The 22,172-nt window shown below is 69.3% G+C and carries 23 protein-coding genes and 2 pseudogenes; 9 read left to right on the forward strand and 16 right to left on the reverse strand.

Translation table 11 applies throughout. The features are described 5' to 3' along the window. The first annotated feature begins 144 nt into the window (after positions 1 to 144). Entirely contained in the window at positions 145 to 1,095 is a 951-nt protein-coding gene (locus NVV57_04935) for an NAD(P)H-quinone oxidoreductase (protein MCR6712064.1), read from the forward strand. Here NVV57_04935 and NVV57_04940 read toward each other — a convergent pair. The 3 genes and pseudogenes from NVV57_04940 to serS all read right to left on the reverse strand — a co-directional run bounded on the left by NVV57_04940 (position 1,092) and on the right by serS (position 4,543). Then, complete coding sequence (locus NVV57_04940; protein MCR6712065.1) at positions 1,092 to 2,324, reverse strand: AGE family epimerase/isomerase; 1,233 nt, start codon at positions 2,322 to 2,324, stop codon at positions 1,092 to 1,094. The genes NVV57_04935 and NVV57_04940 overlap by 4 nt on opposite strands. Before the next feature lie 26 nt (positions 2,325 to 2,350). Continuing rightward, positions 2,351 to 3,199, reverse strand: a complete 849-nt coding sequence (locus tag NVV57_04945; GenBank protein ID MCR6712066.1) for an HAD family hydrolase — start codon at positions 3,197 to 3,199, stop codon at positions 2,351 to 2,353. A 73-nt stretch (positions 3,200 to 3,272) separates the two neighbouring features. After that, positions 3,273 to 4,543, reverse strand: a pseudogene (serS, locus tag NVV57_04950) (serine--tRNA ligase). Positions 4,544 to 4,580: 37 nt separating this feature from the next. On the opposite strand from serS, the gene NVV57_04955 reads away from it, so the two are divergent. Beyond that, on the forward strand, positions 4,581 to 5,765 hold the full coding sequence (locus NVV57_04955; protein ID MCR6712067.1) for a diacylglycerol kinase: 1,185 nt from the start codon (positions 4,581 to 4,583) through the stop codon (positions 5,763 to 5,765). Here NVV57_04955 and NVV57_04960 read toward each other — a convergent pair. Genes NVV57_04960 through idi form a run of 7 tightly spaced genes read right to left on the reverse strand, consistent with a single transcriptional unit; the run spans position 5,762 to position 11,277 of the window. Continuing rightward, positions 5,762 to 6,631 (reverse strand): prenyltransferase, encoded by an 870-nt coding sequence (locus NVV57_04960; protein MCR6712068.1) that lies wholly within the window; start codon positions 6,629 to 6,631, stop codon positions 5,762 to 5,764. The two genes, NVV57_04955 and NVV57_04960, sit on opposite strands and share 4 nt — an antisense overlap. Further along, complete coding sequence (locus tag NVV57_04965) at positions 6,621 to 6,938, reverse strand: lycopene cyclase domain-containing protein (GenBank protein ID MCR6712069.1); 318 nt, start codon at positions 6,936 to 6,938, stop codon at positions 6,621 to 6,623. Before NVV57_04965 ends, NVV57_04960 begins: the two co-directional genes overlap by 11 nt. After that, complete coding sequence (locus NVV57_04970) at positions 6,935 to 7,258, reverse strand: lycopene cyclase domain-containing protein (protein ID MCR6712070.1); 324 nt, start codon at positions 7,256 to 7,258, stop codon at positions 6,935 to 6,937. Before NVV57_04970 ends, NVV57_04965 begins: the two co-directional genes overlap by 4 nt. Continuing rightward, entirely contained in the window at positions 7,258 to 8,811 is a 1,554-nt protein-coding gene (gene crtI / locus NVV57_04975; protein ID MCR6712071.1) for a phytoene desaturase family protein, read from the reverse strand. Before crtI ends, NVV57_04970 begins: the two co-directional genes overlap by 1 nt. After that, positions 8,808 to 9,680, reverse strand: a complete 873-nt coding sequence (locus NVV57_04980; protein MCR6712072.1) for a squalene/phytoene synthase family protein — start codon at positions 9,678 to 9,680, stop codon at positions 8,808 to 8,810. The genes crtI and NVV57_04980 overlap by 4 nt, the downstream gene beginning before the upstream one ends. After that, entirely contained in the window at positions 9,677 to 10,744 is a 1,068-nt protein-coding gene (locus tag NVV57_04985; protein MCR6712073.1) for a polyprenyl synthetase family protein, read from the reverse strand. Before NVV57_04985 ends, NVV57_04980 begins: the two co-directional genes overlap by 4 nt. Continuing rightward, positions 10,741 to 11,277: an isopentenyl-diphosphate Delta-isomerase gene (gene idi / locus NVV57_04990; protein MCR6712074.1), complete on the reverse strand. Its 537-nt coding sequence runs from the start codon at positions 11,275 to 11,277 to the stop codon at positions 10,741 to 10,743. Before idi ends, NVV57_04985 begins: the two co-directional genes overlap by 4 nt. Before the next feature lie 72 nt (positions 11,278 to 11,349). On the opposite strand from idi, the gene NVV57_04995 reads away from it, so the two are divergent. Continuing rightward, positions 11,350 to 11,931 (forward strand): MarR family transcriptional regulator, encoded by a 582-nt coding sequence (locus NVV57_04995; GenBank protein MCR6712075.1) that lies wholly within the window; start codon positions 11,350 to 11,352, stop codon positions 11,929 to 11,931. 60 nt (positions 11,932 to 11,991) lie between these two features. On the opposite strand, the gene NVV57_05000 is transcribed toward NVV57_04995, so the two are convergent. From NVV57_05000 to NVV57_05010, 3 genes are read right to left on the reverse strand one after another with little or no spacing between them, the layout of a single operon-like run. After that, entirely contained in the window at positions 11,992 to 12,723 is a 732-nt protein-coding gene (locus NVV57_05000; protein MCR6712076.1) for a hypothetical protein, read from the reverse strand. Beyond that, positions 12,716 to 13,666 carry a prephenate dehydratase gene (pheA, locus tag NVV57_05005; GenBank protein ID MCR6712077.1) on the reverse strand — a complete coding sequence of 317 codons (951 nt, stop codon included), beginning with the start codon at positions 13,664 to 13,666 and terminating at the stop codon, positions 12,716 to 12,718. The genes NVV57_05000 and pheA overlap by 8 nt, the downstream gene beginning before the upstream one ends. After that, positions 13,663 to 14,490 carry a glycosyltransferase gene (locus NVV57_05010; protein ID MCR6712078.1) on the reverse strand — a complete coding sequence of 276 codons (828 nt, stop codon included), beginning with the start codon at positions 14,488 to 14,490 and terminating at the stop codon, positions 13,663 to 13,665. The genes pheA and NVV57_05010 overlap by 4 nt, the downstream gene beginning before the upstream one ends. A gap of 94 nt (positions 14,491 to 14,584) precedes the next feature. Here NVV57_05010 and pgm point away from each other — a divergent pair. From pgm to NVV57_05040, 6 genes and pseudogenes are all read left to right on the forward strand, one after another. Further along, positions 14,585 to 16,253: pseudogene (pgm, locus tag NVV57_05015) on the forward strand (phosphoglucomutase (alpha-D-glucose-1,6-bisphosphate-dependent)). Positions 16,254 to 16,320: 67 nt separating this feature from the next. Beyond that, entirely contained in the window at positions 16,321 to 17,025 is a 705-nt protein-coding gene (locus tag NVV57_05020; GenBank protein ID MCR6712079.1) for a hypothetical protein, read from the forward strand. Positions 17,026 to 17,053: 28 nt separating this feature from the next. After that, the gene (locus NVV57_05025) at positions 17,054 to 17,821 is read left to right on the forward strand and encodes a hypothetical protein (GenBank protein MCR6712080.1); all 768 of its coding nucleotides are present in this window, start codon (positions 17,054 to 17,056) and stop codon (positions 17,819 to 17,821) included. A 24-nt stretch (positions 17,822 to 17,845) separates the two neighbouring features. Further along, entirely contained in the window at positions 17,846 to 17,986 is a 141-nt protein-coding gene (locus NVV57_05030) for a hypothetical protein (GenBank protein MCR6712081.1), read from the forward strand. After that, positions 17,983 to 18,849, forward strand: a complete 867-nt coding sequence (locus NVV57_05035) for a hypothetical protein (protein MCR6712082.1) — start codon at positions 17,983 to 17,985, stop codon at positions 18,847 to 18,849. The genes NVV57_05030 and NVV57_05035 overlap by 4 nt, the downstream gene beginning before the upstream one ends. 59 nt (positions 18,850 to 18,908) lie before the next feature. Next, entirely contained in the window at positions 18,909 to 20,180 is a 1,272-nt protein-coding gene (locus NVV57_05040) for an MFS transporter (GenBank protein ID MCR6712083.1), read from the forward strand. Here the strand turns inward: NVV57_05040 and NVV57_05045 are convergent, their stop codons facing one another. The 3 genes from NVV57_05045 to NVV57_05055 are packed head-to-tail and all read right to left on the reverse strand — an operon-like array spanning position 20,181 to position 22,110. Next, positions 20,181 to 20,981, reverse strand: coding sequence for a hypothetical protein (locus NVV57_05045; protein ID MCR6712084.1), 801 nt, complete (start codon positions 20,979 to 20,981; stop codon positions 20,181 to 20,183). Next, positions 20,978 to 21,616, reverse strand: a complete 639-nt coding sequence (locus tag NVV57_05050) for a hypothetical protein (protein MCR6712085.1) — start codon at positions 21,614 to 21,616, stop codon at positions 20,978 to 20,980. Before NVV57_05050 ends, NVV57_05045 begins: the two co-directional genes overlap by 4 nt. Next, entirely contained in the window at positions 21,613 to 22,110 is a 498-nt protein-coding gene (locus tag NVV57_05055; protein ID MCR6712086.1) for a sigma-70 family RNA polymerase sigma factor, read from the reverse strand. Before NVV57_05055 ends, NVV57_05050 begins: the two co-directional genes overlap by 4 nt. Positions 22,111 to 22,172 lie beyond the last annotated feature (62 nt).

Here is a 22,172-nt window from a genome sequence, read left to right on the forward strand (position 1 = left end):
GTAACACGAGCCAATCCAGTCCCAACGGTTATCGGCTCCGTCGCCGAAAACCTAAGGCACACCTCGGGTAACCCGTACATTGAGAGCAGGGGGCGGCATGGGTATGACGGAAGTTTCGAGGGTTTTTTGGTGAAGGTTGCCGCTTTGCCCCAAATCGGCGGTTCAGGCGAACTCGCGATCGTCGACGCCCCCACGCCGGCCGTCGGGCCGCGAGACGTTCTCATCAAGGTGACCGCGGCGGGCGTGAATAGGGCAGACCTCCTGCAAAAACGGGGTTTGTACCCGTCGCCGCCCGACGCTCCCGCGTGGCCAGGGCTCGAGGTCGCCGGTTCTGTGGCGGGCTTTGGAGCGGACGTGAGCGGCCTTGTCGGGGGCGAACGGGTATGCGCGTTGCTGCCCGGAGGCGGCTATGGGGAATTTGTCACAGTTGACTCATCTCTGGTCCTTCCGACGCCCCCTGGCCTCTCCGATATCGAGGCCGCGGCCCTCCCTGAGGCCGCCTGCACGGTCTGGTCCAACCTTGTAGTCGGCGGCATTCCGCGCGCCACCTCGCTCCTCGTTCACGGGGGCTCCGGGGGGATCGGGACCACCGCCATCCAGATCGCGAAGGCATTGGGGATGCGCGTCATCGTGACGGCGGGCGGCCCTGAGCGTGCCGCCAGGTGCGCCGAGCTCGGGGCCGATCTAGCGATCGACTATCGCGCGGGGGACTTCGCGGAGCACGTGCAGCGGGTGGGGAGGGTGGACATGGTCCTCGACTGCATCGGGGGCGACTACCTGTCCCGCAACCTCGCGGCGCTCAACGACGACGGAACCCTTGTGGTCATCGGGCTGCAGTCCGGAGCCGTGGCCGAGCTCAACCTTGGCTCCCTGCTGTCTCGCCGCCTCACGATCGCCGGCACGACCCTGCGATCGCGCCCCCTAGATCAGCGCGCCGCGATCGTCGCCGCCGTGCACGAGAACGTGTGGCCGCTCATCCCCCACTCGCTGCGACCCGTGGTGCACGCGGTGCTGCCGCTTGAGCAGGTCAACGAGGCCCACCGGCTGCTTGAGCGGCACGAGGCGTTTGGCAAGGTGGTGCTGGCGGTCGGCTAGCGAAGCGCGCCGTTCGCCAGGGCGGCCGCGAGCGCCGGTGCCGCCGGGAGCCGCGGGATGAGCGTCGCCTGAACGGCGTGGTAGATGTCCGCCTTGCCCTCCCAGACAGTGCGGGAGACGGCGTTGTCCGTGCCGAGTTCGTGCCACCACGAGCCCCCGACCGGATCGAGGTGGTTGTCCGCGACGTAGTCCCACCACAGCGCGTACTGGTCGGCGTAGTGCTGGATTCGCGTCCGCCCCCAGAGCACCGCGGCCGCGCCGATGGCCTCGGCGCTCACCCAATGCATGCGTTCGCGCACCACCGGACGGCCCTCCCAGTCGATGGTGTAGACGAAGCCCGGTGCGCCGTCGACGTCCCAACCTTCGGCGACGGCGGTGTCGTACAGCGCGCGCGCGTCGGGAACGATCCACTCGGGCGCCGCGAGGCCAGCGAGCTCTAGCGACGCGCCGATCTGCAGCGTCAGCCGCGCCCACTCGAAGGAGTGGCCGATCGTCGCCCCGTACGGGCGGAACGGGTGCGCGGGGGTCTCCTTGTTGTAGTCGAGCAGCGGCTCCCACGCGCCGGTGAAGTGCTCAGGGATGCGCCACTCGTTGCCCGCGGCGAACACGTGCACGGCACGCTCCGCGATGCGCAGCGCCCTCTGCAGCCACACCCGGTCCCCCGTGACGTCCGCGGCCGCGAGGTACGCCTCCACGGTGTGCATGTTGGCGTTGATCCCCCGGTAGTCCTCCTCGCCGCTCCAGTCGGCGGCGTAACTCTCGCGGCTCATCCCGGCCTCGTCGTCCCAGAAGTGCTCGCCGTGAGTCGCGAGAGCGTCGTACAGCAGCTCGCTCGCGCCGGGCAGCCCCGCGGCCGTCGCCGACGCCGCCGCCAGGATGACGAAGGCGTGTCCGTACGCCTCTTTGGCGGTCTTGGTTGGCCCGTCAGGCCCCACGACGGCGAACCAGCCGCCGTTGTCATCGTCCTTGAGGCGACCCGTGAGCGCGGCGACGCCATGGTCGGCGAGTGCCGCGGCTCCGGGGCGTCCCATCAGCGCCGCGAGAGAGAAGCAGTGCGTCATCCGGCACGTGATCCACAGCTCGACGTCGTGGTTGGGGTCGCGCCTGCCAGCCTCGTCCAGCCAGCCGAAGCCGCCGAGCGGGTCCTTGCTCTGGGCCCCGAAGGTCAACAGTCGGTCCGTCTCGGCCTCGAGCCACCGGTGATGTGCGGGCGTGGTGAGCCAGTTCATGGCCACCAGCCTAGTGAGCGGCGAAGCTAGAGCAGCGCGAGCCTCGTGGGGTCGGCGAGCTGGGCGAGGAACGGCACCACAGCGTCGTCCGCCACCAGCCCGAGCACCTCGTCCGCCACCGCCTTGAGCTTTTCCGGGGCATTCCCCATCGCCGCCGATCGCGCGGCCCATCGCAGCATCTCCACGTCGTTCGTGCCGTCGCCCACGGCCACGGTGTGGGCCGCGTCCACGCCCAACTGCACCCGCAACTCCTCGAGCGCGCTGCCCTTGCTCACACCAGGGCCCGTGAGGTCGAGCCATGCCGTGTAGCCGATCGCGTAGGTCACGTCCTGCAGCCCCATGGCCCGCACCACGGCATCGAAGTGCTCGACGTCCACGCCGGGCGCGCGCACCACCACGCGGGTCGCAGGCTCGCGCCACAGGTCGTCAAAGTCCACCGTGATCTGGCGACCCGAGAGCTCACCCATGGGGAACTCCTTGGCCACGCGGAAACCCACGCCGAGGTCCTCAACGGCGACAAAAGCGTCGGGCAGCTCTTGGCGCACGATCTCAAGCGCCGCGCGGGGGTCAAAGGTGCGCACGTGCGCGAGGTCGTAGCCGCCGGGCGTGCCGGGGTTGAGACGGATGGTCACCGCGCCGTTCGAGCACACCGCCCATCCGCGGCGGATGCCGAGCGCATGCGCTACCGGGAGGGTCGCGACGATGTTGCGGCCGGTTGCGAGGACAACGTGCGTGCGGCACATCCGCACCTTCTCCACCATGTCGATCACGGCCTGCGAGATCTCGCCGCCGTAGTTCATGAGCGTGCCGTCAATGTCGAGCCCCACGAGCCGCCAGTCGGTGGCGGCCAGCTCGTTCTGATCTTCTCTGTTCATGCTTGCACGATACGACGCGGCGGTGACGCGGCCGCGCAACGCTCGGTGACGGTTCGGTGAATGGCGGGGCCCATCACCCGACGGGCGAGAGCACCTCGACGCCACCGAGGTACGGGCGCAGCACGGGCGGGACGTACACGGAGCCGTCAGCCTGCTGGTGGTTCTCGAGCAGCGCGACGATCCAGCGCGTGGTGCCGATGGTGCCGTTGATGGTCGCCACCGCCTCGTTCCCGGACTCGCCGCGCTCGCGAATGTTGAGGCGCCGCGCCTGGTAGGTGGTGCAGTTGGAGGTCGAGGTGACCTCCATCCACCGCTCCTGCGACGGAAGCCACGCCTCGCAGTCGTACTTGCGGGCCGCGCTCATGCCAAGGTCGCCCGCCGCCGTGTCGATCACCCGGTACGGCAGCTCCAGAGCGCGCAACATCGCCTCCTCGGTGGCGAGGAAGCGCTCGTGTTCGGCACCCGCGTCGGCCGCGTGCGTGTACGCGAACATCTCGATCTTGTGGAACTGGTGCACGCGGATGATGCCACGCGTGTCACGGCCCGCCGACCCGGCCTCGCGCCGGTAGCACGCGCTCCAGCCGGCGTACCGCAACGGCCCGGCGCTCAGGTCCACGATCTCGTCCGAGTGGTACCCCGCGAGAGCGACCTCGCTCGTCCCCACCAGGTACAGGTCGTCGCGCTCGAGGTAGTAGATCTCCTCCGCGTGCTTGCCGAGGAAGCCCGTCCCCGCCATGACGTCGGGCCGCACCAGCGTGGGCGTGATCATGGGGCTGAAGCCGCCTCGATCGCGTGCGCCATCGAGGCGTTGAGGAGCGCGAGCTCGAGCCGCGCCCCAATCCCCGTGAGGAAGTAGAACCGCGCCCCGGAGACCTTCGCCCCGCGCTCCATGTCGATCGCGCGCAGGCCCTCCGCAATGGCCAGGTGGTCGCGCACAGTCACGCCCTCGGCCGCGAAGTCGCGCACCGTGCCCTCGTGCCGCAGCACGGCGAAGTCCTCCTCGCCACCGCTTGGCACGCCGGGTTCCGGAATGTTTCCCAGCGCCCGCGCAAGGTCCGACGCTTGGGTTGCCGCAGCGTCGGCCGTCGCCTTGAGCTCGGCGACCTGGGCGGCGAGGTCCTTGGTGCGGGCGAGCAGCGCGGCCTTCTCGTCGCCCTGAGCGCGCGCCACCTGCGCGCCGAGCGTCTTCTGCTCCGCGCGGGCGGTCTCGAACGCGTTGAGAGCCGCACGATTCGCCGCATCCGCGGAGAGCACCTGGTCAACGAGGCCCGGGTCCTCGCCGCGGGAGATCTGGCTCGCCCTGACCGCGTCGGGGTCGGTGCGGATGAGCTTCAGGTCGATCATGCCTGGCAGTCTAGTGGCGCTCCATTACGCTCAACTCATGACCGCAGACGTGCTGGGCATGGTGGGGTTGGGGGTCGCTCTCCTCGCCTTGCTCATCGTCGTGTCTGTCACTCGCCAGATAGGGCACCGCGATCCGCTGAACGTGCCGCGCTTCTGGCGGCGAGTGCTGTACATCCGGCCACCGGACACCCCCGCGCCCGAAGACGCGCCGCCCATGTTCACGCGCAACCAGCGCATCGCCTTCGTGGCGAACCCAATCAAACCCGGCGTCGGGCAGCTGCGAGAACAGGCGATGCGCGCGTGCGCAATCCGCTACCTGCCTGAGCCCATGTGGTTCACCACCACGGCAGAGGACCCGGGGATAGGGCAGGCGACGCGCGCGATCGAGCTTGGGGCCGACGTTGTGGTCGCGTGCGGCGGGGACGGCACCGTTCGCGCTGTCGCCACGGGGGTGGCGCATTCCGGCGCGACCATGGGCATAGTGCCGATGGGCACCGGCAACATCTTCGCGCGCAACTTCAACATCCCGCTCAACGATCCGCACGCCGCTCTGCGGCTCGCGATCGACGGCGAGGACCAGACCGTGGACGTCGGCTGGCTCGACATCACCAAGCCGGGAATGGAGGGATCGCCCGCTTCTCACCTCTTCCTCGTTATCGCCGGCGGGGGCCTGGATGCCGAGATGGTCGCGGGCGCTGACGAGAGGCTCAAGGCCCGTGTTGGCTGGTTCGCCTACTTCTTCGCCGCCGTGGCCCACCTCGGCACCAAGCGCATCGCCGCCCGCATCGCGGTTGACGGCGGGGAGCCAACGGAGACGCACATGCGCACCGTGATGATGGGCAATGTGGGCCGCCTGCCCGGCGGGCTGCAGCTCATCCCCGACGCCTCGGCCGTTGACGGCAAGCTCGACGTCGCGACCCTCGACGCGCGCGGCGGACTCGTCGGCTGGACCGAGCTGTTCGGCCAGGTGATGGCGCAGAACGCCGGCATCCGCGACCCATGGTGGGCACGGGTGCTCAAGGCGTCCCGCGTTGACCACGTGAGATGCGAGGAGGTCGAGGTCGCCTTCCACACCCCGCAGAAGGTGCAGGTGGACGGGGAGCTCCTCGGGAGGGCGTCGGCGATCACCGCGCGGGTCGATGCCGGGGCCATGAGGGTGCGGGTGCCGGCGGCGACGCTCGAAGCGTCGCCCGACGCGCCCGGCGACGATCCGTCGATCTAGACGCCGGTCCACGCCCCGATCAGCAGCAGCGTCACAATGAAGCCCGCGCCGTAATTGAGCGCGATGAAGCGCCGCCACGAGGCGTTGGTGCGTGCCGAATCGGCGTCGCTCACGTTCCACCACGGCGCGCAGTTGACGATGTAGGGGATCGCGACGATGGCCGCGTAAGGTCCCGGCCACGGCACGGCGAGCATGAGCAGCCCAGAGGCGGCCCATGCGATCACCGCGAAGCGCACCGTTGCGCGCGCGCCCATCACGGTGGCGATAGAGCCGATTCCCGCCTCCCGATCGGGCAGGATGTCCTGCACCGCGCCGAACGCATGCGCGGCCATCGCCCACAGGAAGAACGCGGCGAGGATCAGCCACACGGCTTGAGTGAACGCGGCTCCCGCGAGGGTGAAGCCCACCACGGCAGGGCTGACGAAGTGCGTCGCCGACGTCGCGGAGTCCAGGAACGGCCGCTCCTTGAACCGCAGCCCCGGCGCGGAGTACGCCACCACAGCGAACAGGCTCACCGCGAGCGCGAGCCACGAGACCGGGTCTCCTGCCAGCACCAGTGCCACGACGAAGGGAAGGTTCACCACGGCGATGAGCCACAGCAGCGGCCGGTGCAGCCGCGGCGGCAGCAACGCGCCCTCGATGCCGCCCTTTCGCGGGTTGCGCAGGTCCGATTCATAGTCGAAGACGTCGTTGATCCCGTACATCGCGAGGTTGTAGGGAATCAGGAAGAAGACGGTGCCGACCACGAGCACCCAGTCCACCTCGCGAGTGGTCAGCAGCATCGCGGCGGCGAAGGGGTACGCGGTGTTGATCCAGCTCACGGGCCGCGAGGCGGCGATCGCGCCCCGCAGCAGCTCAGTCGTCATCGCGGCGCCTCCTCATGAGCACCCACACTGCCGGGAGCGCGAGCGCGCACGCGAGCGGATACGAGAGGTCCTCGATGGGCGCGAGCCACAGGAACACCCCGCTCAGCGCGGAGTCCTCGAACGAGAACAGGCCAAAGTGAATCATCAGCGAATCAAACACAACAGTAAGCACAGCAAGGCCCGACGCTGTGGCGAGGACCGCGAGAAGGTGACCACGGCGTCGGGCCGGGGGAAGGGCGAGGGCGCCGATCACCGCCACGACGGCCGCGAGCCCGACCACGATCGCGGCGAGCTGGGGGTAGGTCACGAGCGCCGCCTCGACCCGATGAGCCGGAGCGTTCCGGTGTAGAGAACCATCGTGCAGAGCACCAGGAACCACAGGAAGATCGGCTCCTCCACGGCGAGCTGGGGCGCGAGCACCAGCCCCAGGGCCGCAGAGCTGTCGCCTCGATAGAAGATGTGCTGCGCGATGCCGACCGCGTCGGTTAGGAGCAGGCCCACCATGCCGACCGCGGTGACCACGGCTGCTGATCGCACGTCGCGCCAGTAGAAGAGGCGGTAGCGCCAGTCGAGAAGCAGCATGCACGCGCTCGAAGCCAGCAGAGCGGCAAGGTAGGCGAGGCCCATCACGCGCTCGCCCTGGAGCGGGCGGGCACCGGGAGCGGGCCCGCGGATTTGTCGCCGCGGATGCGCTTGAGCACCAGCTCGGCGCTGATGAGGCACATGGGGACGCCGATGCCCGGCGAGGTGGTCGCCCCTGCGTAGTAGAGGTTCTGGACCTTCCTCGAGGCGTTTCCGGGCCGGAACATCGCGCTCTGCCGCAGCACGTGCGCGGGTCCCAACATGCCGCCGTGCCAGGAGTGATAGTCGCGGGCGAAGTCGCTTGGGCCCACGGTGCGGCGCGTGACGACTCGTTCGCGCAGGTCCGCGATGCCCGCCCAGCGCGCGACCTGGTCGATCGCCGCGTCGGCGACTGCGGCCACCTGCGACCGGTCCATACTCGCGTCCGCTGGCACCGGTACCAGGATGAACAGGGCCTCGTGGCCTGGCGGGGCGACGGCGGGATCGGTCGCGCTCGGCCGGCACACGTAGGCCGACGCGGGGGTCGGGATGTGCGGATCCTCGCCGAAGATCGCATCGAAATTGGCGTCCCAGTCGCGAGCAAAGAGCATCGAGTGGTGCGGCAGCCGAGTCAGCTCGCCACGCACGCCCAGCATCACGAGCACGGCACCCGGCCCGCTGACCCTCGTGTCCCACCAGCGCTCCGGGTAGCTCCGGGCCGCGGGTTCCAGGAGCACCGTCTCCGTGTGGTGGAGATCCGCCGCGGAGACCACCACGTCGGCACGGACCCGCTCGCCGTCCACCTCCACGCCAGTGACGCGGCGGCGAGAGCCCGCCGCCACCGTGGTGATCGCCGTGACGTCGGCGCCAGTGACGATGCGCGCCCCATTGCCCTCCGCGAGAGCCCGCAGCCGCCGCACCACCTCCCAGAAGCCGCCCATCGGATAGCGGACGGCATCGTCGAGGTCGTAGGCGCTCATGAGGTGGTACATCGCGGGCGCGTCGAGCGGGCTCGTGCCCAGAAAGACGGCCGGGAAGCCCAGGATCTGCCGCAACAGCGGATCCGAGAAGCTCCTGGTGATCATGCGATCAAGCGAGGTGCCGAGCATCCGCGCCAGCTTGGGTGCCGCGCGCAACACCTCTGCGCTGGCGAGCGAGGCCGGCCGCGTAAACGGGTTGAAGAGGAACTGCCGCTCGGCGAGCTCGGCCGCGCGGCTCGCCGAGTCGAGGTACGCGTCCAAGCGCGCGCCCGCGCCCGGCTCGCGTGCCTCGAAAAGGCGCCTTACCGCCTCCCTGCCCGACGGCACGGTGACCTTCTCGCCCTCACTCGCCCCATCGTCGGGCTGGGAGAACACGGCGTAGGCGGGGCTGAGCTCGCGGAGGTCGAGCTGCTCGGCCGCCGAGGTGCCGAGCAGGTTGAAGAAGTGCTCGAATACGCGCGGCATGAGATACCACGAGGGGCCGGTATCGAAGCGGAAGCCGTCGGCCTCGAGGGAGCCCGCGCGGCCGCCGACGCGATCGAGGCGCTCGAACATGGTGACCTCGTGTCCCTCTCGCGCGAGGAGTGCCGCTGTCGCCAGGCCCCCGACGCCGGCGCCGATGACGACGGTGCGCGTCACGAGCGCTCCAGCGCGGTGGCGACGAGCGCCCGGGCGGCGAGGAGCACCTTCACGGCGTTGGGCACGCGGATGCGGCGTTCGTGGAGCTCGTCGCCTGGAGTGTCCGCGATGCGGTCGGCGAGCCGGGCAAACAGGGCCTGCGCGGTGCGGACCGCTACGCGGGCGTCGCGCGGAAGCAGGGGGATGGCGAGCGTGGCGTCGGCCAATTGCGCGCGGATGCGCGTTACCCACGTGTCCCTGTCCGCGTCCGTGAGTCGCTCGCCGAGGTAGTGGCGGCCCAGCTGCTCGTCGTCAGCGAGGTCGCGCAGGAAGTTGATGTCCTGAAATGCGGCCCCCAGCTGACGCGCGCCGTGCTCGAGGATCCGCAGCTGCTCGTCGCCGGGGCGTTCCGACCGCAGGAAGACCCGGAGGCACATGAGGCCGACGACCTCGGCCGAGCCCCATACGTAGGCGTCGTGCTCGGCCTCGCCTGCCGCGAGGTCCATGGCCATCGAGTCGAAGAAAGGGCCCGTGAGGTCCGCACCGATGCCGCACTCGCGAGCGGTGCGAGCGAACGCGTGGATCACGACGTCGGCGCTGTAGCCTCGCGCGACCGCCTCATCGGTGTCCGCGCGAAATCGGGAGAGCACCGCGCGCTGCTCCTCGAGCGACAGCCCCGCCTGAGCGGCCACGCCATCGACGATCTCGTCGGCCACGCGAACGAGGGCGTAGACGTTGCGCACGTGCTGGCGGTGCCGAGCCCCGAGCAGCCGCGTGGCCATCCCGAACGACGTCGAGTAGGAGTCGATGACCTCGTTCGCGGCCCCTTGAGCGGTGCGCGTGAATGCGTCGAGGGCATCGCCCGGTTGTTTCGTGTGCGCCGCGGTCACGCCGCCCTCCCGCGCAGGCTCGCGGCGAGCGCGCCGAGGTCCTCGCGCGCGCGAGCGGGCACCGCGGGGTCGGCGATGGCCGCCCGGAACGCGTCCATGGACTCGCCGATGAGGCGCTCCGCGGACGCCCGCGCGCCGCATGACTCGAGAAGCCCGCACACGCGCGCCACCTCGGGAGCCGTGAGATTGCGGCGGCCGAGGAACGGCTCGATGTGGCGCCACTGCCGGGTCCCGCGAGCGTGGGCGATGATCGCGGTCATCTTGCCTTCGCGCAGATCAGACGCGGCGTCCTTGCCATGCCACGCAGGGTCCCCGAAGACCGAGAGGAGGTCGTCCTGAAGCTGAAACGCGGAGCCGAGGTGCCGCCCCGCCCTAGTGAGGGCGCGCACGGTGGCCGCGTCCGCGTCGGCCAGGATCGCGCCAAAGGCGAGGGGCAGGCAGAACGTGTAGGTAGCGGTCTTGTTCGCGGACATCGCGAGAATGGTGCCGAGGTCGGGGGCTATGACCCCGTGGGAGAGGCCAACATCGGCATGCTCCCCGGCGACCGTCTCGTCGATCGCCTCGCCCAGCACGCGCGTGAGCCGCGAGCGCACGGAGGCGGGGGCGTCCAGCTCGGCGATGAGCTGGTAGACGCCGGAAAGCATGAGATCGCCCATGAGGATGCCCGACGTCGTGGCCCAGTGAAGCGCCACGTCGCCGCTGGTTGGGGCGGAGTTCGCGACGGTGCCGATCAGGTTGGGGCGGCCGCGGCGGATCAGGTCGCCGTCGATGACGTCGTCGTGGAGGACGAAGGCGTAGTGGAGGAGCTCCACGGCGGCGGCGGCGTTGACGACGGTCTGGGGAGCGGGGCCATCAGCCTCCGTGAGTGCCGCGTGGACCGCGAGGACGAGGCGGGGGCGCACGAGTTTCCCGCCGAGCACCGTCTCGGTGGCGATGCGCCACAGCTCCGTGAACTCGGGGCCGTAACGGGAGGCGGAGTGGGTCCGCTCGGCACAGTAGGCGCGGATGGCGTGATGGACCTGGTCGAGGCGGACGTCCGTTCGCCGTTCGATGGCGATGCTCATGAGCGCACCGCCAAAGACTCGCTCAGGTGCGCGAGCTGCAACACCGACCACGGGCTGAGGATTTGAGGGAGGGTGCGCGCGGTCTCCGCGAGCTCTCCCAACCCAACCCACGCCCACTCGGCAACCTCGTGGGGGTTGGCGACAACAGCGTCGGACGTGGTCGCCACGAAGACCGGGCACAACTCGTTCTCCGTGACGCCGCTCGCGTCGGTAGCGCGGTAGCGGAAGTGCGGGAGGACAAGGGTGAGGGTCTGAAGCGTGACGCCCAACTCGTCGCGCGCGTGGCGCGCGACCGCGGTCTCCATCGGCTCCCCTGGCTGCGGGTGCCCGCAGAAGCTGTTTGTCCAGACGCCCGGCCAGGTGCGCTTGGTCAGGGCGCGCCGGGTGATGAGAACTTCGCCGGATGGGCGGAGCACGTAGCACGAGAAGGCGAGGTGCAGCGGCGTCTCTGGGCCATGGATCTCGTCGCGCGGGGCAGTGCCGGCGGGCTGGAGGTCGCTATCGAGAAGGACGACGTAGCGCTCGGTACCCATTTCGCCTCCCATCTTGCTTAGCCAAGGCAATATTTAACTTAGCATAACAAGTCCTCGGTGTAGTGTTCACTCATGTCCACGGAGCAGGCGAAAGAAGACGGAGGCTCGCTCTATCACGTGGCCTCCAACAACGCCCGCTCCGAGCTCATCGACGTGACTGGGGTGGACGAACAGACCCTCGCGGAGATCAACGCGATCATGGGCGCGCTCGGACGGCTTCGCGAGGCCGAGCGCAAGCTCTCCGACGAGTCCCAGCGGTTCATGAAGCTCGGCGAGACCGATATGCGCGCCCTTCACTTCCTGATGGTGTCCGAGAACCGCGGGGTACTCGTGACCCCGGGCGCGCTGGCCACACAGATCGGCATCTCGCCGGCCTCCACCACCAAGCTTCTCGACCGGCTGGAGCGAGGCGGGCACGTGGTCCGGCACCCGCATCCTTCGGATCGCAGGGCACTCACCGTGACCGTGACACCCGAGACACGACGCGCGGCCACGATGTCCGTTGGGCGCCAGCAGGCGCGGCGGTTCTACGCGGCCGCACGGCTCACGTCAGCGGAGCGCGAAGCCGTGGCGAGGTTCCTCGATGACATGGCGCACGAACTGCTCGAGGGAAGTCGCGAGTGGAACGAGTCGCAGCACGGCTCAACCGCTTAGTCACCGGTTGGCCCGGGTGCACGGTGACTCGTCGTCCGCACCCGAGGACGATCCGTCGATCTAGACGCCGGACTCCAGCCACGCGAGGAACTCGGGATCGATCCAATCCCATGAGACCTCGCGGTCGAACTCGTGGAACACCCCTTGCATCTCGCTCGCGTCGTGCCAGGTGTCGCGGTACTGCTGCTCGTCGGGCCCCTCCCACCGGATCCAGTACCCGCCGTCGAAGGCGATCGACACTCGCGCGCCCACCTGCTCGCCCGCGGTCGCCGTGCCTATCGCCACGTCGCCCGCCGCGTGTGTGATCGCGGCGCCCGACGCGCCGGTCTCCGTCATCATGGCCGGTTGCGCGAAGTGGGTCCCGAGCGGATATCCGGGGAACTCCTGGTTCCAGACGGACGTCGCGATCGGGAGGCCGTAGGCGGGCACGATGGTGCGCGTGGAGGTGCGCCACCACCGGCGATACACCTCTACGCGGGCGCCACCGTTGATAGCCACAACCGCGTCCCCCGCGGCCTTCTCCAACCCGACAGGCTTGTGGACGTGGTAGCGGAACTCGCTCGGCCCGATCGCCACGCCGAGTTCGGCCCCCTGATACACCGTCACTGTGACGCCGCCCGAGTGGGCGCGGGCTGGGCGAACAAACGCAGATATCCCTATGAGTTCGTCCTCGTGGATCTCATCGACCCACTCAAGCGGGGCAAGGCCACGGAGCCTCTCGCGGATGAGCGCCTCAAACCGGTGAGCGAGCGACTCGAGCTCGGCTCGCGTCTGCGCCCCCTCGTCAGTCACTGATGCCGTCGACGAGACCAGCGACCCACTTCTCGGCGTCCACAAACGCCGCGTCTGCGGTCCCCGGCGCCACCGGCGTCGGAGTCGGATCGGCAGCCGGGTAGGAGCCCAGGAACACCACGAGCGGGCAGGTCCGCTTGAGCCCAATGAGCGCCTCGGCCACGCGCCGTTCCGCGATGTGACCCATCGCGTCGATCGAGAACGAGTACTCACCCGGGCGGTCGGTGCGCGGACGCGACTCGATGCGCGAGAGGTTGACGCCGCGCACGGAGAACTGCTCGAGCATCTCTAGCAGCGCGCCCGCGCGGTCGGTGGGCAAGTGCACGGACAGCGTGGTCTTGTCGTGGCCGGTGGGCGCGGGCACCGCCTCGGGGCGCCCGATCCGCACAAAGCGGGTCGCCGCGTGCTCAATGTCCGCGATGCGCTCGGCAAGCACGGTCAGCCCAAGCCGCGCGGCGAGCCCAGGGGGCGCGAGCGCGGCCTCGGCCGGGATTCCCTGCACGCTGTCGCCCGACGCTATGGCCAGGGCCGCGGCCGCGTTCGACTGGGCTGGCACAAAGAGCACGCCCGGCAGGTTCTCGTTCGCCCAGCGTCGGACCTGGTTCCAGGCGTGCGGGTGAGCGGACACGGCACGGATGTCGCCGACTCCCACACCCGCTCGCGCGACCAGTTCGAACTCGACCGGCAGCACCACTTCGCCGAGGATCACGAGGGGCGATCCCTCAGCGAGAGTGTCGAGGGTCGCTGTGACGCCGCCCTCGACCGTGTTCTCGATCGCGACCACCGCATAGTCGGCGTCGCCGGATCGCACGGCGCCGAGCGCGGTCGGCACGTCGACGACCGGCACGAACTGGGCCTCGTCGGGCGACACCATGAGGCGCAGCGCCATCTCTGTGAACGTGCCCTCCGGGCCAAGGTAGGCGTAGCGGGGGAGGGTGCTCACTCGTCGCCCTCCGCTGCGTCGGGCCCCTTGTCGCGGCGATGCGTCACCTTCTGCACCTGCTCTCCGACCGCGTGGCGGGTCGTCGACGCGGCACCCTTCACGCGGCGGGATGAGACGGCAAGCATGACGTCACGGTACTGGCTGGTGCGCTTGCCGAGCGAACGGCGCTCGCCAGAGTGTGGCTTGTGGCGGATGTCGCACTCGACCTCGGTGACGAGGAACCCCGCCGCGAGCGCGTCTAGCGTCAGCGCCACCTCCATGCCAACGCCGCGCGAGAGCGGGATCGCGGCCTCGAGCGCATCGCGGCTCACGCAGCGGATCCGCGAGAGCGGCTGCTGGGGCGTCCAGTTGCTCGCGATCTCGATCGCGCGGCGCGCGGCCTTCGCGGTGGGGCCGGTCGAGACGGGCGTGATGTCGGTGAGCGCGATGGCCATGTCGCATACGCCCTCGGTGACGGCGGGCACGAGCGGCGCGGCGCCGATCGCGAATGACCCGAGCGAACCGTCGAGGATCAGGATCGCGCGCGGCGTCATCTCGGGCTCATCGCGCATAGCGATTACAGAGGCCCCAAGCTCCAGCGACGCCGAACGGCCGCGCGAGTGGGAGTTCCGGACCACGACCGCGCCGGCCTTTCGCGCGAGCTCTTGAGTGTTGTCCGTGGAGGCGTCGTCGACCACCAGAACGAGGTCGATACCAGGGATGGCGCGCGCGGCCCTGACGGTGGCCGCGATGTACCGCGCCTGGTCGTGCGCGACGATGAGGGCGGCCGCTGCCGCCGCTCCCTCAGGGAGGGACTCCGTCGTTTCCCCAGCCTTGCGTGCCACCTTCCAACCTTAGCCAGCCACAGCGTCGGGCAGGGAGCTTGTTTTGCCAATCTCACACCAACCCGTTACCCATTGCGTCACCTACTGTGGATGCATGCACGAGCGAGCGGGCACACGCGCCCTCCCAGAAGACCTCACAGACATCGATGCGCTGCTTGGCGCGTACTACGACCTTGTGCCCGACGCTGCTGTCGCCTCCCAGCGCGTGGCCTTCGGGACCTCTGGTCACCGGGGCAGCTCGTTCGACTCCGCGTTCAACGAGGCACACATCGTGGCCATCACCGCGGCGATCGTCGAGTACCGGCGGAACCAGGGGATAGACGGGCCCGTCTTCGTGGGGAAGGACACGCACGCGCTGTCCGGGCCCGCTCAGGAGACGGCCGTGGAGGTGCTCGCGGCCGCGGATGTCGAGGTTCGCATCGACGCGCGCGACGGGTTCACTCCCACGCCTGCCGTGTCCTTGGCCATCCTCGTGGCGAACGGGGCGCCCGGTGCGCTGCGGACCTCCGGCTCCGGACTGGCGGACGGCATCGTCATCACGCCCTCCCACAACCCTCCGCGCGATGGCGGCTTCAAGTACAACCCCCGCACGGCGGGCCCGCCGATACGGACGCGACCGGGTGGATCGCCTCGCGCGCGAACGAGCTGCTCGCGGGGCCCTGGCGGCAGGTACCGAGGATTCCCTATGCGCGGGCGCTGACCCGCGACAATGTGCAGACGTTCGATTACCTGGACCTTTACCTGCGGCACCTGCCGTCCGTGGTGGACCTCGAGGCGATTCGCACCGCGGGGTGCGGATAGGCGCGGACCCGCTCGGTGGGGCCGCCGTTGACTATTGGGGCGCGATCGGCGAGGAGTTCCGGCTGAACCTGACCGTCGTGAATCCCAAGGTCGACCCCGCGTGGTCCTTCATGACCCTGGACTGGGACGGCAAGATCCGCATGGACTGCTCGTCGCCCTACGCGATGGCGTCGCTGCGCGAGCTCATGGCCGGCGGCCACGCGCCCTACGACATCGCGCACGGCAATGACGCGGACAGCGACCGCCATGGCATCGTCACCCCCGATGGCGGCCTGATGAACCCCAACCATTACCTCGCGGCGGCGATCTCGTACCTGTACTCCGGCGGGCGGCCCGGTTGGCGGCCCGACGCTGCCGTTGGCAAGACGCTCGTCTCCAGTTCGCTGATTGACCGGGTTGGTGCGGAGCTTGGACGGCGCGTGATCGAGGTGCCGGTGGGGTTCAAGTGGTTCGTGCCTGGGCTGTTGTCCGGAGAAGTGGGCTTCGGCGGCGAGGAGTCGGCGGGAGCGTCGTACCTGCGCCGCGACGGCACCGTGTGGACCACGGACAAGGACGGCCCGATCATGTGCCTGCTCGCATCGGAGATCATCGCGAAGACCGGGCGCTCGCCCTCGCAGCTCCACGCCGACCTCGTGTCCCGGCTGGGCGAGTCCTGGTACGCGCGCGTCGACGCGGCCGCCACCCCTGCGGAGAAGGCGGCGCTCGGCAAGTTGTCGCCGTCGCAGGTGCCCGCGACCACGCTCGCCGGCGCTCCGATCACGGCCAAGCTGACCGCCGCGCCGGGCAACGGGGCGGCAATCGGCGGGCTCAAGGTCGTCACGGACCAGGCGTGGTTCGCCGCGCGGCCGTCCGGGACCGAAGACGTGTACAAGATCTACGCGGAGTCCTTCGTGTCTCAGGCCCACCTCGGCGAGGTGCAGGCCGCGGCGCGCGAAGTGGTCAGCGAGGCCCTCGCGGGCTGACCCCGTCAGACTGAGGGCGCCCGCGTGGCTCCCGCCCGGCGCCCATGCCCCGTGAAACTCTTTCCCCGTGAGAGGTCGCATCGCTGCGCTCGGGCTCGCGGTCGCCGCCGCGCTCGCCCTGAGCGGCTGCATGCGCTTCAGCGCCGACCTCACGGTGAAGGCGGACAACACCGTCGACGGCTCCTACGTGGTCGCGATCGAGAAGGGTTCCGGCGCCGCGATGGGCGGCAGCGACGTCTCCGTGTCCCAGGGCCTGTTCGACGACTCGGGCCTGCAGGACAGCTTCGAGCGCAGTTGGACGCATCCGTACACGAAGGACGGCTACAGCGGCGTCGAGGTCACCTTCCGCGACGAGCCACTCGCGAGCTTCGCGCCAACAGACGACCGCTTCGGCATCACTCGCGAGGGCGATGAGTTCGTCGTGAGCGGCAAGGCCTCGTCCACCGACTCCGACCAGGCGGCCGACGCCGGCGACACCCCGCAGATGACCGTCACGATCGCGTTCCCCGGCCCGGTGACCAGCTCCAACGGCACCATCGACGGCAACACGGTCACGTGGAACCTCGTCGACGGGCCCCCCACGCTCGAGGCGCGCGCGAGCGCCATCTCGAGTTTCTCGCCCTGGCCGTCGATCGCGGCAACGGCCCTGGTACTTGCCGCTCTCGGCATCACCTTCTGGCCAAGGGCGCCCAAGCCGGCCCGACGCTCGGGCGGCTCTCGCGCAAAGGTCACCACAGCGTCGGGCACAGATAGGTCACAGGCGCTTCGCTGAGCGGACGACCTATGGCAGGGTATGGGCCATGAAGAACGCCGCAAAGGTCGCCGCACTGTCGCTCCTGGTAATTGTCACGCTTGCCGGGTGCTTCAAGGGCAAGGTAGATCTCACTCTCAACAGCGACAACACGATCGACGGAACGATGGTGATCGCGATCCAGGCCGGCCTCGGCGAGTCGCTAGGCATGTCGGACGACGACATCCTGGGTGAGATGACCGGCGACGTGAGCGACGAGTTCGACGGCGCCAAGGTCGAGGACTACGACGAGGACGGCTTCATCGGCAAGAAGTACACGTTCGCGAACCAGCCGCTGGACGCGTTCAAGGGCGACTCGGACGGCTCCGACATCTCCATCACCCGCGAGGGCGACACGTTCATCGTGGACGGCACGTGGAGCACCGACGACGCGGGCACCGGCACCGAGGGCATGGACCCGGCCGCACTCGGCGCGTCCTTCACGTTCTCCGTGACCTTCCCCGGCGGCGTGACGGAATCCAACGGCACCGTCTCCGACGACGGCAACACCGTGACCTGGAACCTGCTGGACCCGCCGGACACGCTGCACGCGGAGGGCAAGGCCACCACGGGCGGCTCGCCGTGGGCGTGGCTCGTCATCGGGCTCGGGATCCTGATCATCGCCGCGGTCATCGTGGTGGTGGTTGTGCGCAGTCGCGCCAAGAAGGTCGAGACCGTGCCCTACACCGCGGAGCCTGCGGCTGTTGAGCCGGTTGCCGCTGCGGCAGAGGAGCCCGCCACGCAGCCGCAAGCGCCAGAGGACCCGGCGGCACCGTAAGCGTGCGTGTGCCAAGGTAGGGGCATGGCCCTACTCCACCTTGAGGTCTCCAGCACGTCCGGGGGGTCTGATACGGGCCTCATCGTCATCAGCTCGCTCATCTTCCTGGGCATGATCGGCACCGTCGGCTTCCTCGCCTGGAAGAACCGCAAGGACCAGAAGTGAGGTCTGCGGCGCGCCTTTTCGCTCTCGCGGTGCTCGCGGTGGCCGCCCTCGCCGGGTGCGTGCGAGTCACCTCAGACACCGAGGTCCACGCGGACGACACCTTCAGCCAGAAGGCGATCATCGCCACCACGGAGCAGGCCCGGCAGCAGTTGGGGAGCCTCGCGAATCTGGACTTCGCGGACCTCAAGGGGGCGATCACCTCGTCGCAGGAGTACCTCTCGCTCGCCGCCGCGTACCCCAACCAGATCTCCGTGGAGGACTACAGCGACGGCGATCTCACGGGCGTGGAGATCACCGCGACAAACCTGCCCCTTGACGCGTTCGAGACGACGTTCGCACAGTTCACTGCCAGGCTTCCGTTCACGGCGAAGGCAACGCTCGTGCACACCGAAGACACCTATGTGGTTTCGATTCCGACGGCCGCACTCGGCGATGCGCTCAGCAAGACGGGAGTCAGCGCGGGCCAGCTGGAGCTGCTCGGCAGTTCGGTGGACGTGGAGCTCACGTTCTCCTTCCCCGGACTGGTCACGAGCGCCACCGAGGGCGACATTAACGGCAACTCGGTGACGATCGACCTGGCAGACCTGGCGCAGGGCAGCGACATCACGATCGTCGCGGGCGCCGCCCCGGAGACCAACTGGAAGCCGTGGCTCATGTGGGGCGGGATCGGGCTCGCCGCGCTCGTGATCATCGGCGGCGCCACCGCCCTCGTGGTTCAAGATGTCCGACGCCACCGCACCACCGCGCTTCCCGCACCCGACGCGGGGGCTGGCAAGGCGGCCAGCGGGCCGGGGGTGCTCATCATTCCGGAAGAGGCACCTAAGAAGGCACCAGAGGCGAGCGAGGAACCCGAGTCTCCATAGCGTCGGGCATCCCGACCACTTGGTAAGCGTGCGTGGGTGGCGCGTGAGAAAATACCCGGGTGCTCGACACCTATCGCGTGATTCTCCGCAAGCCCGGCGCTATGCAGTTCGCGTCGGCGGGGCTGCTGTCCCGTTTGCCGATGTCGATGTTCAACATCTCCGTGATCCTCATGGTGCAGATTCAGTACGACAGCTACTCGATGGCGGGGCGCGTCGCGGCGATCGGCACGTTCGTGTGGGCGATCCAGACCGTGCCGACCGCGAGGCTCGTTGACCGCATTGGGCAGCGTCGCGCGATGATCCCGCTCTCCGTGCTCTTCGTGGTTGGCGCGGTGCTCGTCATGTGGACCGCGATGACGAACGGGCCGGAGTGGCTCCTGTGGGTGGGCGTCGCGGTCTCGTCGATCAGCGGGCCGGTTGGCTCGCTCACGCGCGCGCGGTGGTCGCACATCCTTCGGAACGACGAGATTCACACGGCGTTCGCCCTCGAGGGAGCGCTCGACGAGGTGCTGTTCATCGGCGGGCCTGCGCTCGCGACGATCCTCGCGACGGTGGTGTGGCCGCCGCTGGGACTCATCGTGTGCACGCTCGCGCTGATCGTCGGCATGTCGCTGCTGCTGCCGCAGACGGCGACCCAGCCGCCGAAGCGCGCCGAGACCGGGGGGTCGAGCCTTGGCCTGAGGCTGCCCGCGGCCGTCATCGCGGTGGCTCTCATCGCCACCGCGCTGGGGCTGATGTTCGGCGCCTTCGACATCTCCGCCGTCGCCTTCGCGGACGAGCACGGGCTCAAGTCGCTTTCCGGCGTGATCCTCGCGGTGCTGTCCGTCGGTTCTCTGCTCGGTGGCCTCTACTACGGCTCGCACCACTGGCGGATCCCGCTGTGGAAGCGGACCGTCATCTTCGCTGGCCTCGTCGGAGTCGGGTTCGTGGCGCTCGGCTTCGCCCCCAACCTGCTGATCTTCTCGGTGATCGGCTTCTTCGCGGGCGCGACGATCGCGCCCACGATGACCAACATCGACTCAGTGGTCCAGCGCGTGGTCAAGAGCGACCAGATCACCGAGGGCATGGCGTGGGTGCGCATCGGCATCGGCATCGGCGTGGCCTTTGGCGCGTGGGCCGCGGGCTGGCTCATCCAGAACGAGGGCGCGCGCTACGGCCTCGCGGTCGCGGCGGCGTCGGCGGTGCTGGTGTTCGTGCTCGCCGTGGCGACCGTGCCGCTGCTCAAGCGCGGAACCGACCGTGAAGGCGAGGGGGACGGCGACGCGGAGACCCCGCGCGACCCAGCGTCGGCCCTGCTGGTGGAGAACCCGCCGGTGCCGCCGCTCGTCTGATCAGTCGCCGGACCACCAGAGCCATTCGCCAGCGGTGCTTGCCTCGCCGTGGAAGCTGCTCGGCAAGACAACCATCGTCCCCGAGTCGCCTACCAGGGCCACAACCATGCCGTAGTAGAGCTCCCCGTCTGGCTGGACAACACTCACCTCGATGCCCCCAACCCGATCATTGATCCGGGTTCCGATCGCGGTGACCTCGGACTCACGCTGCCAAGGACCGTGCGAGAGCGGGTCCAGGTAAGTGGGATCGAGCGCCATGACCGTCCCGGAGTCCAGCGGATAGCCCACGTGGGCGTTGAGCGCGCCAACGTCACCTACAGCGCGCTGCTCGTAACTCGGCGCGAGGCGCACGAGGTGGTCGGTGAGGGGCTCCGTCGCCACGAGTTCGCCATCACTATGCAGCGCGAATGTGCCGTTGTCACAAAGGAACGTGACGCCATCGGGGCCGCTCAACGTCTGCGCGTTACAGCCCGCGGGGTGGACGCCGGCGGAGACCTGAACCTGGAGGGGCTCTGCCGAGAGCGCGCCGGGCGCGATGACTCTCCAGTCGATGTCTTCGGGATCCCGACCGTCCTGCGCAGCGGGCATGAACAGCATGTAGCCGCCAGACTCGCCCCAATAGAGGTCGCGCGGGTCCACACCAAGGTCAACCCGCTGCTGCCGCCCATCGGCGTCGATGGAGATCGCCACCGAAGAGTCTGTGCCATCGGCAACGGAGCGCAACGCGACGATCATGGTTCCTCTCGAGATCGCCACCTGCTCCGCCGCGTAAGGCGAGGCTCCCGCGTCGAGGTAATTCACTGCTCCCGTGGCGAAGTTGACCAGGTACAGGGGGTGTCCTGATCGGTCGATCCCGTGTCGACGAGGAGGAGTCGACCGCTCGCTGCGACAGGCATTGCCGTACACACATCGTCGGGGAAGTCGTCCGCGCGGAATGCCTCGCCCCACGGATCAACGAGCACGGCTACCGGGTGCGGAATCGTCGCGGTGCACGCGATGGGTCCGAACACCGTGTAGCCCCAACCCGGGCCGGCGTAGTCCACGATCGCTTGGGACGTGCGGTAGAAATCGGGAGCGCCGGGGAGGCCCGACGGTGTCTGGCCACCGAGGTTGTCCGGGATCACGGTCCCAATGCCAGGCAGTGATGTCACGTACGTGACTTCATCGGCAGTGGAGGGCGCCGGTGAGCCGCTAGCGGAGGGCGCCGGGGTGGGACCCCCCGTTGGCAGTTGGGGACTTGCGATCAGCGCGTGGACGACGATCGCGAGCGCGAGAGCGCCGACGGCCGTGGCGCAGCCGCCGATGGCCATGCGCTCCCTCCTGCGGCCGCGAGCGGCACTCATGAGGGTCGCGACGGTATCCGAGTCAGCCGCGGGACGGGTGACTCCAAGCACCTCCAGGTAGCGCTCCCGCACCAGGTCTTCGACGTCGGTCACAGCACGCCTCCTTCCGTGGCAACCAGGTCCGCGATCTTGCGCGATGCATCCGCGAGGTACCGCTTCACCGAGCCCTCCGCGATGCCAAGCGCGTGCGCGGTCTCGGCCGTGGACAGCTGGTCGATGTAGCGGAGGGTCACGCACGCGCGCTCCCGCGGGGAGAGCCCCGCCAGGACATCGGTGACGTCGCCGCCCAACCCGACCGCGGCGTCGGGCATCTCAGTGGGCTGGGCCGCCGCGCGCAGCGCCGCCTGCCGCTGCCGAGCCTGCGCCTTGGTGCGGTCGAGGTACTTGGTGACGATCGCGCGGCGAACGTATCCCTCAGCGGCAGTCGCGTTGGGGAACGGCCGCACACGGGAGAAGGTCGCGACGAATGCGTCGTGCACGAGGTCCTCGGCGCCCTCGCGAGAGCCGGAGACGAAGGCGGCGTGCGCCACGAGCGCGCCGTAGCGCGTTCGGAGCAGCTCCTCCGCAACCGCCTGCCAGTGCCCCACCCAGTGCCTCCCTTGTTGAAGACTAGAACTGCGGGCGGCGGCGATCGGTTGGGGTCAGTGCA

Source organism: Demequina sp. (assembly GCA_024707205.1).
Taxonomy (GTDB): Bacteria; Actinomycetota; Actinomycetes; order Actinomycetales; family Demequinaceae; genus Demequina.

What these genes read in the sequence shown, in the direction of transcription:
- NVV57_04940 (MCR6712065.1), bottom strand. Translation starts at nt 2,324, where the DNA reads ATGAACTGGCTCACCACGCCCGCACATCACCGGTGGCTCGAGGCCGAG.
- NVV57_04945 (MCR6712066.1), bottom strand. Translation starts at nt 3,199, where the DNA reads ATGAACAGAGAAGATCAGAACGAGCTGGCCGCCACCGACTGGCGGCTC.
- NVV57_04955 (MCR6712067.1), top strand. Translation starts at nt 4,581, where the DNA reads ATGACCGCAGACGTGCTGGGCATGGTGGGGTTGGGGGTCGCTCTCCTC.
- NVV57_04960 (MCR6712068.1), bottom strand. Translation starts at nt 6,631, where the DNA reads ATGACGACTGAGCTGCTGCGGGGCGCGATCGCCGCCTCGCGGCCCGTG.
- NVV57_04970 (MCR6712070.1), bottom strand. Translation starts at nt 7,258, where the DNA reads ATGGGCCTCGCCTACCTTGCCGCTCTGCTGGCTTCGAGCGCGTGCATG.
- NVV57_04985 (MCR6712073.1), bottom strand. Translation starts at nt 10,744, where the DNA reads ATGAGCATCGCCATCGAACGGCGAACGGACGTCCGCCTCGACCAGGTC.
- idi (MCR6712074.1), bottom strand. Translation starts at nt 11,277, where the DNA reads ATGGGTACCGAGCGCTACGTCGTCCTTCTCGATAGCGACCTCCAGCCC.
- NVV57_04995 (MCR6712075.1), top strand. Translation starts at nt 11,350, where the DNA reads ATGTCCACGGAGCAGGCGAAAGAAGACGGAGGCTCGCTCTATCACGTG.
- NVV57_05025 (MCR6712080.1), top strand. Translation starts at nt 17,054, where the DNA reads ATGAAGAACGCCGCAAAGGTCGCCGCACTGTCGCTCCTGGTAATTGTC.
- NVV57_05030 (MCR6712081.1), top strand. Translation starts at nt 17,846, where the DNA reads ATGGCCCTACTCCACCTTGAGGTCTCCAGCACGTCCGGGGGGTCTGAT.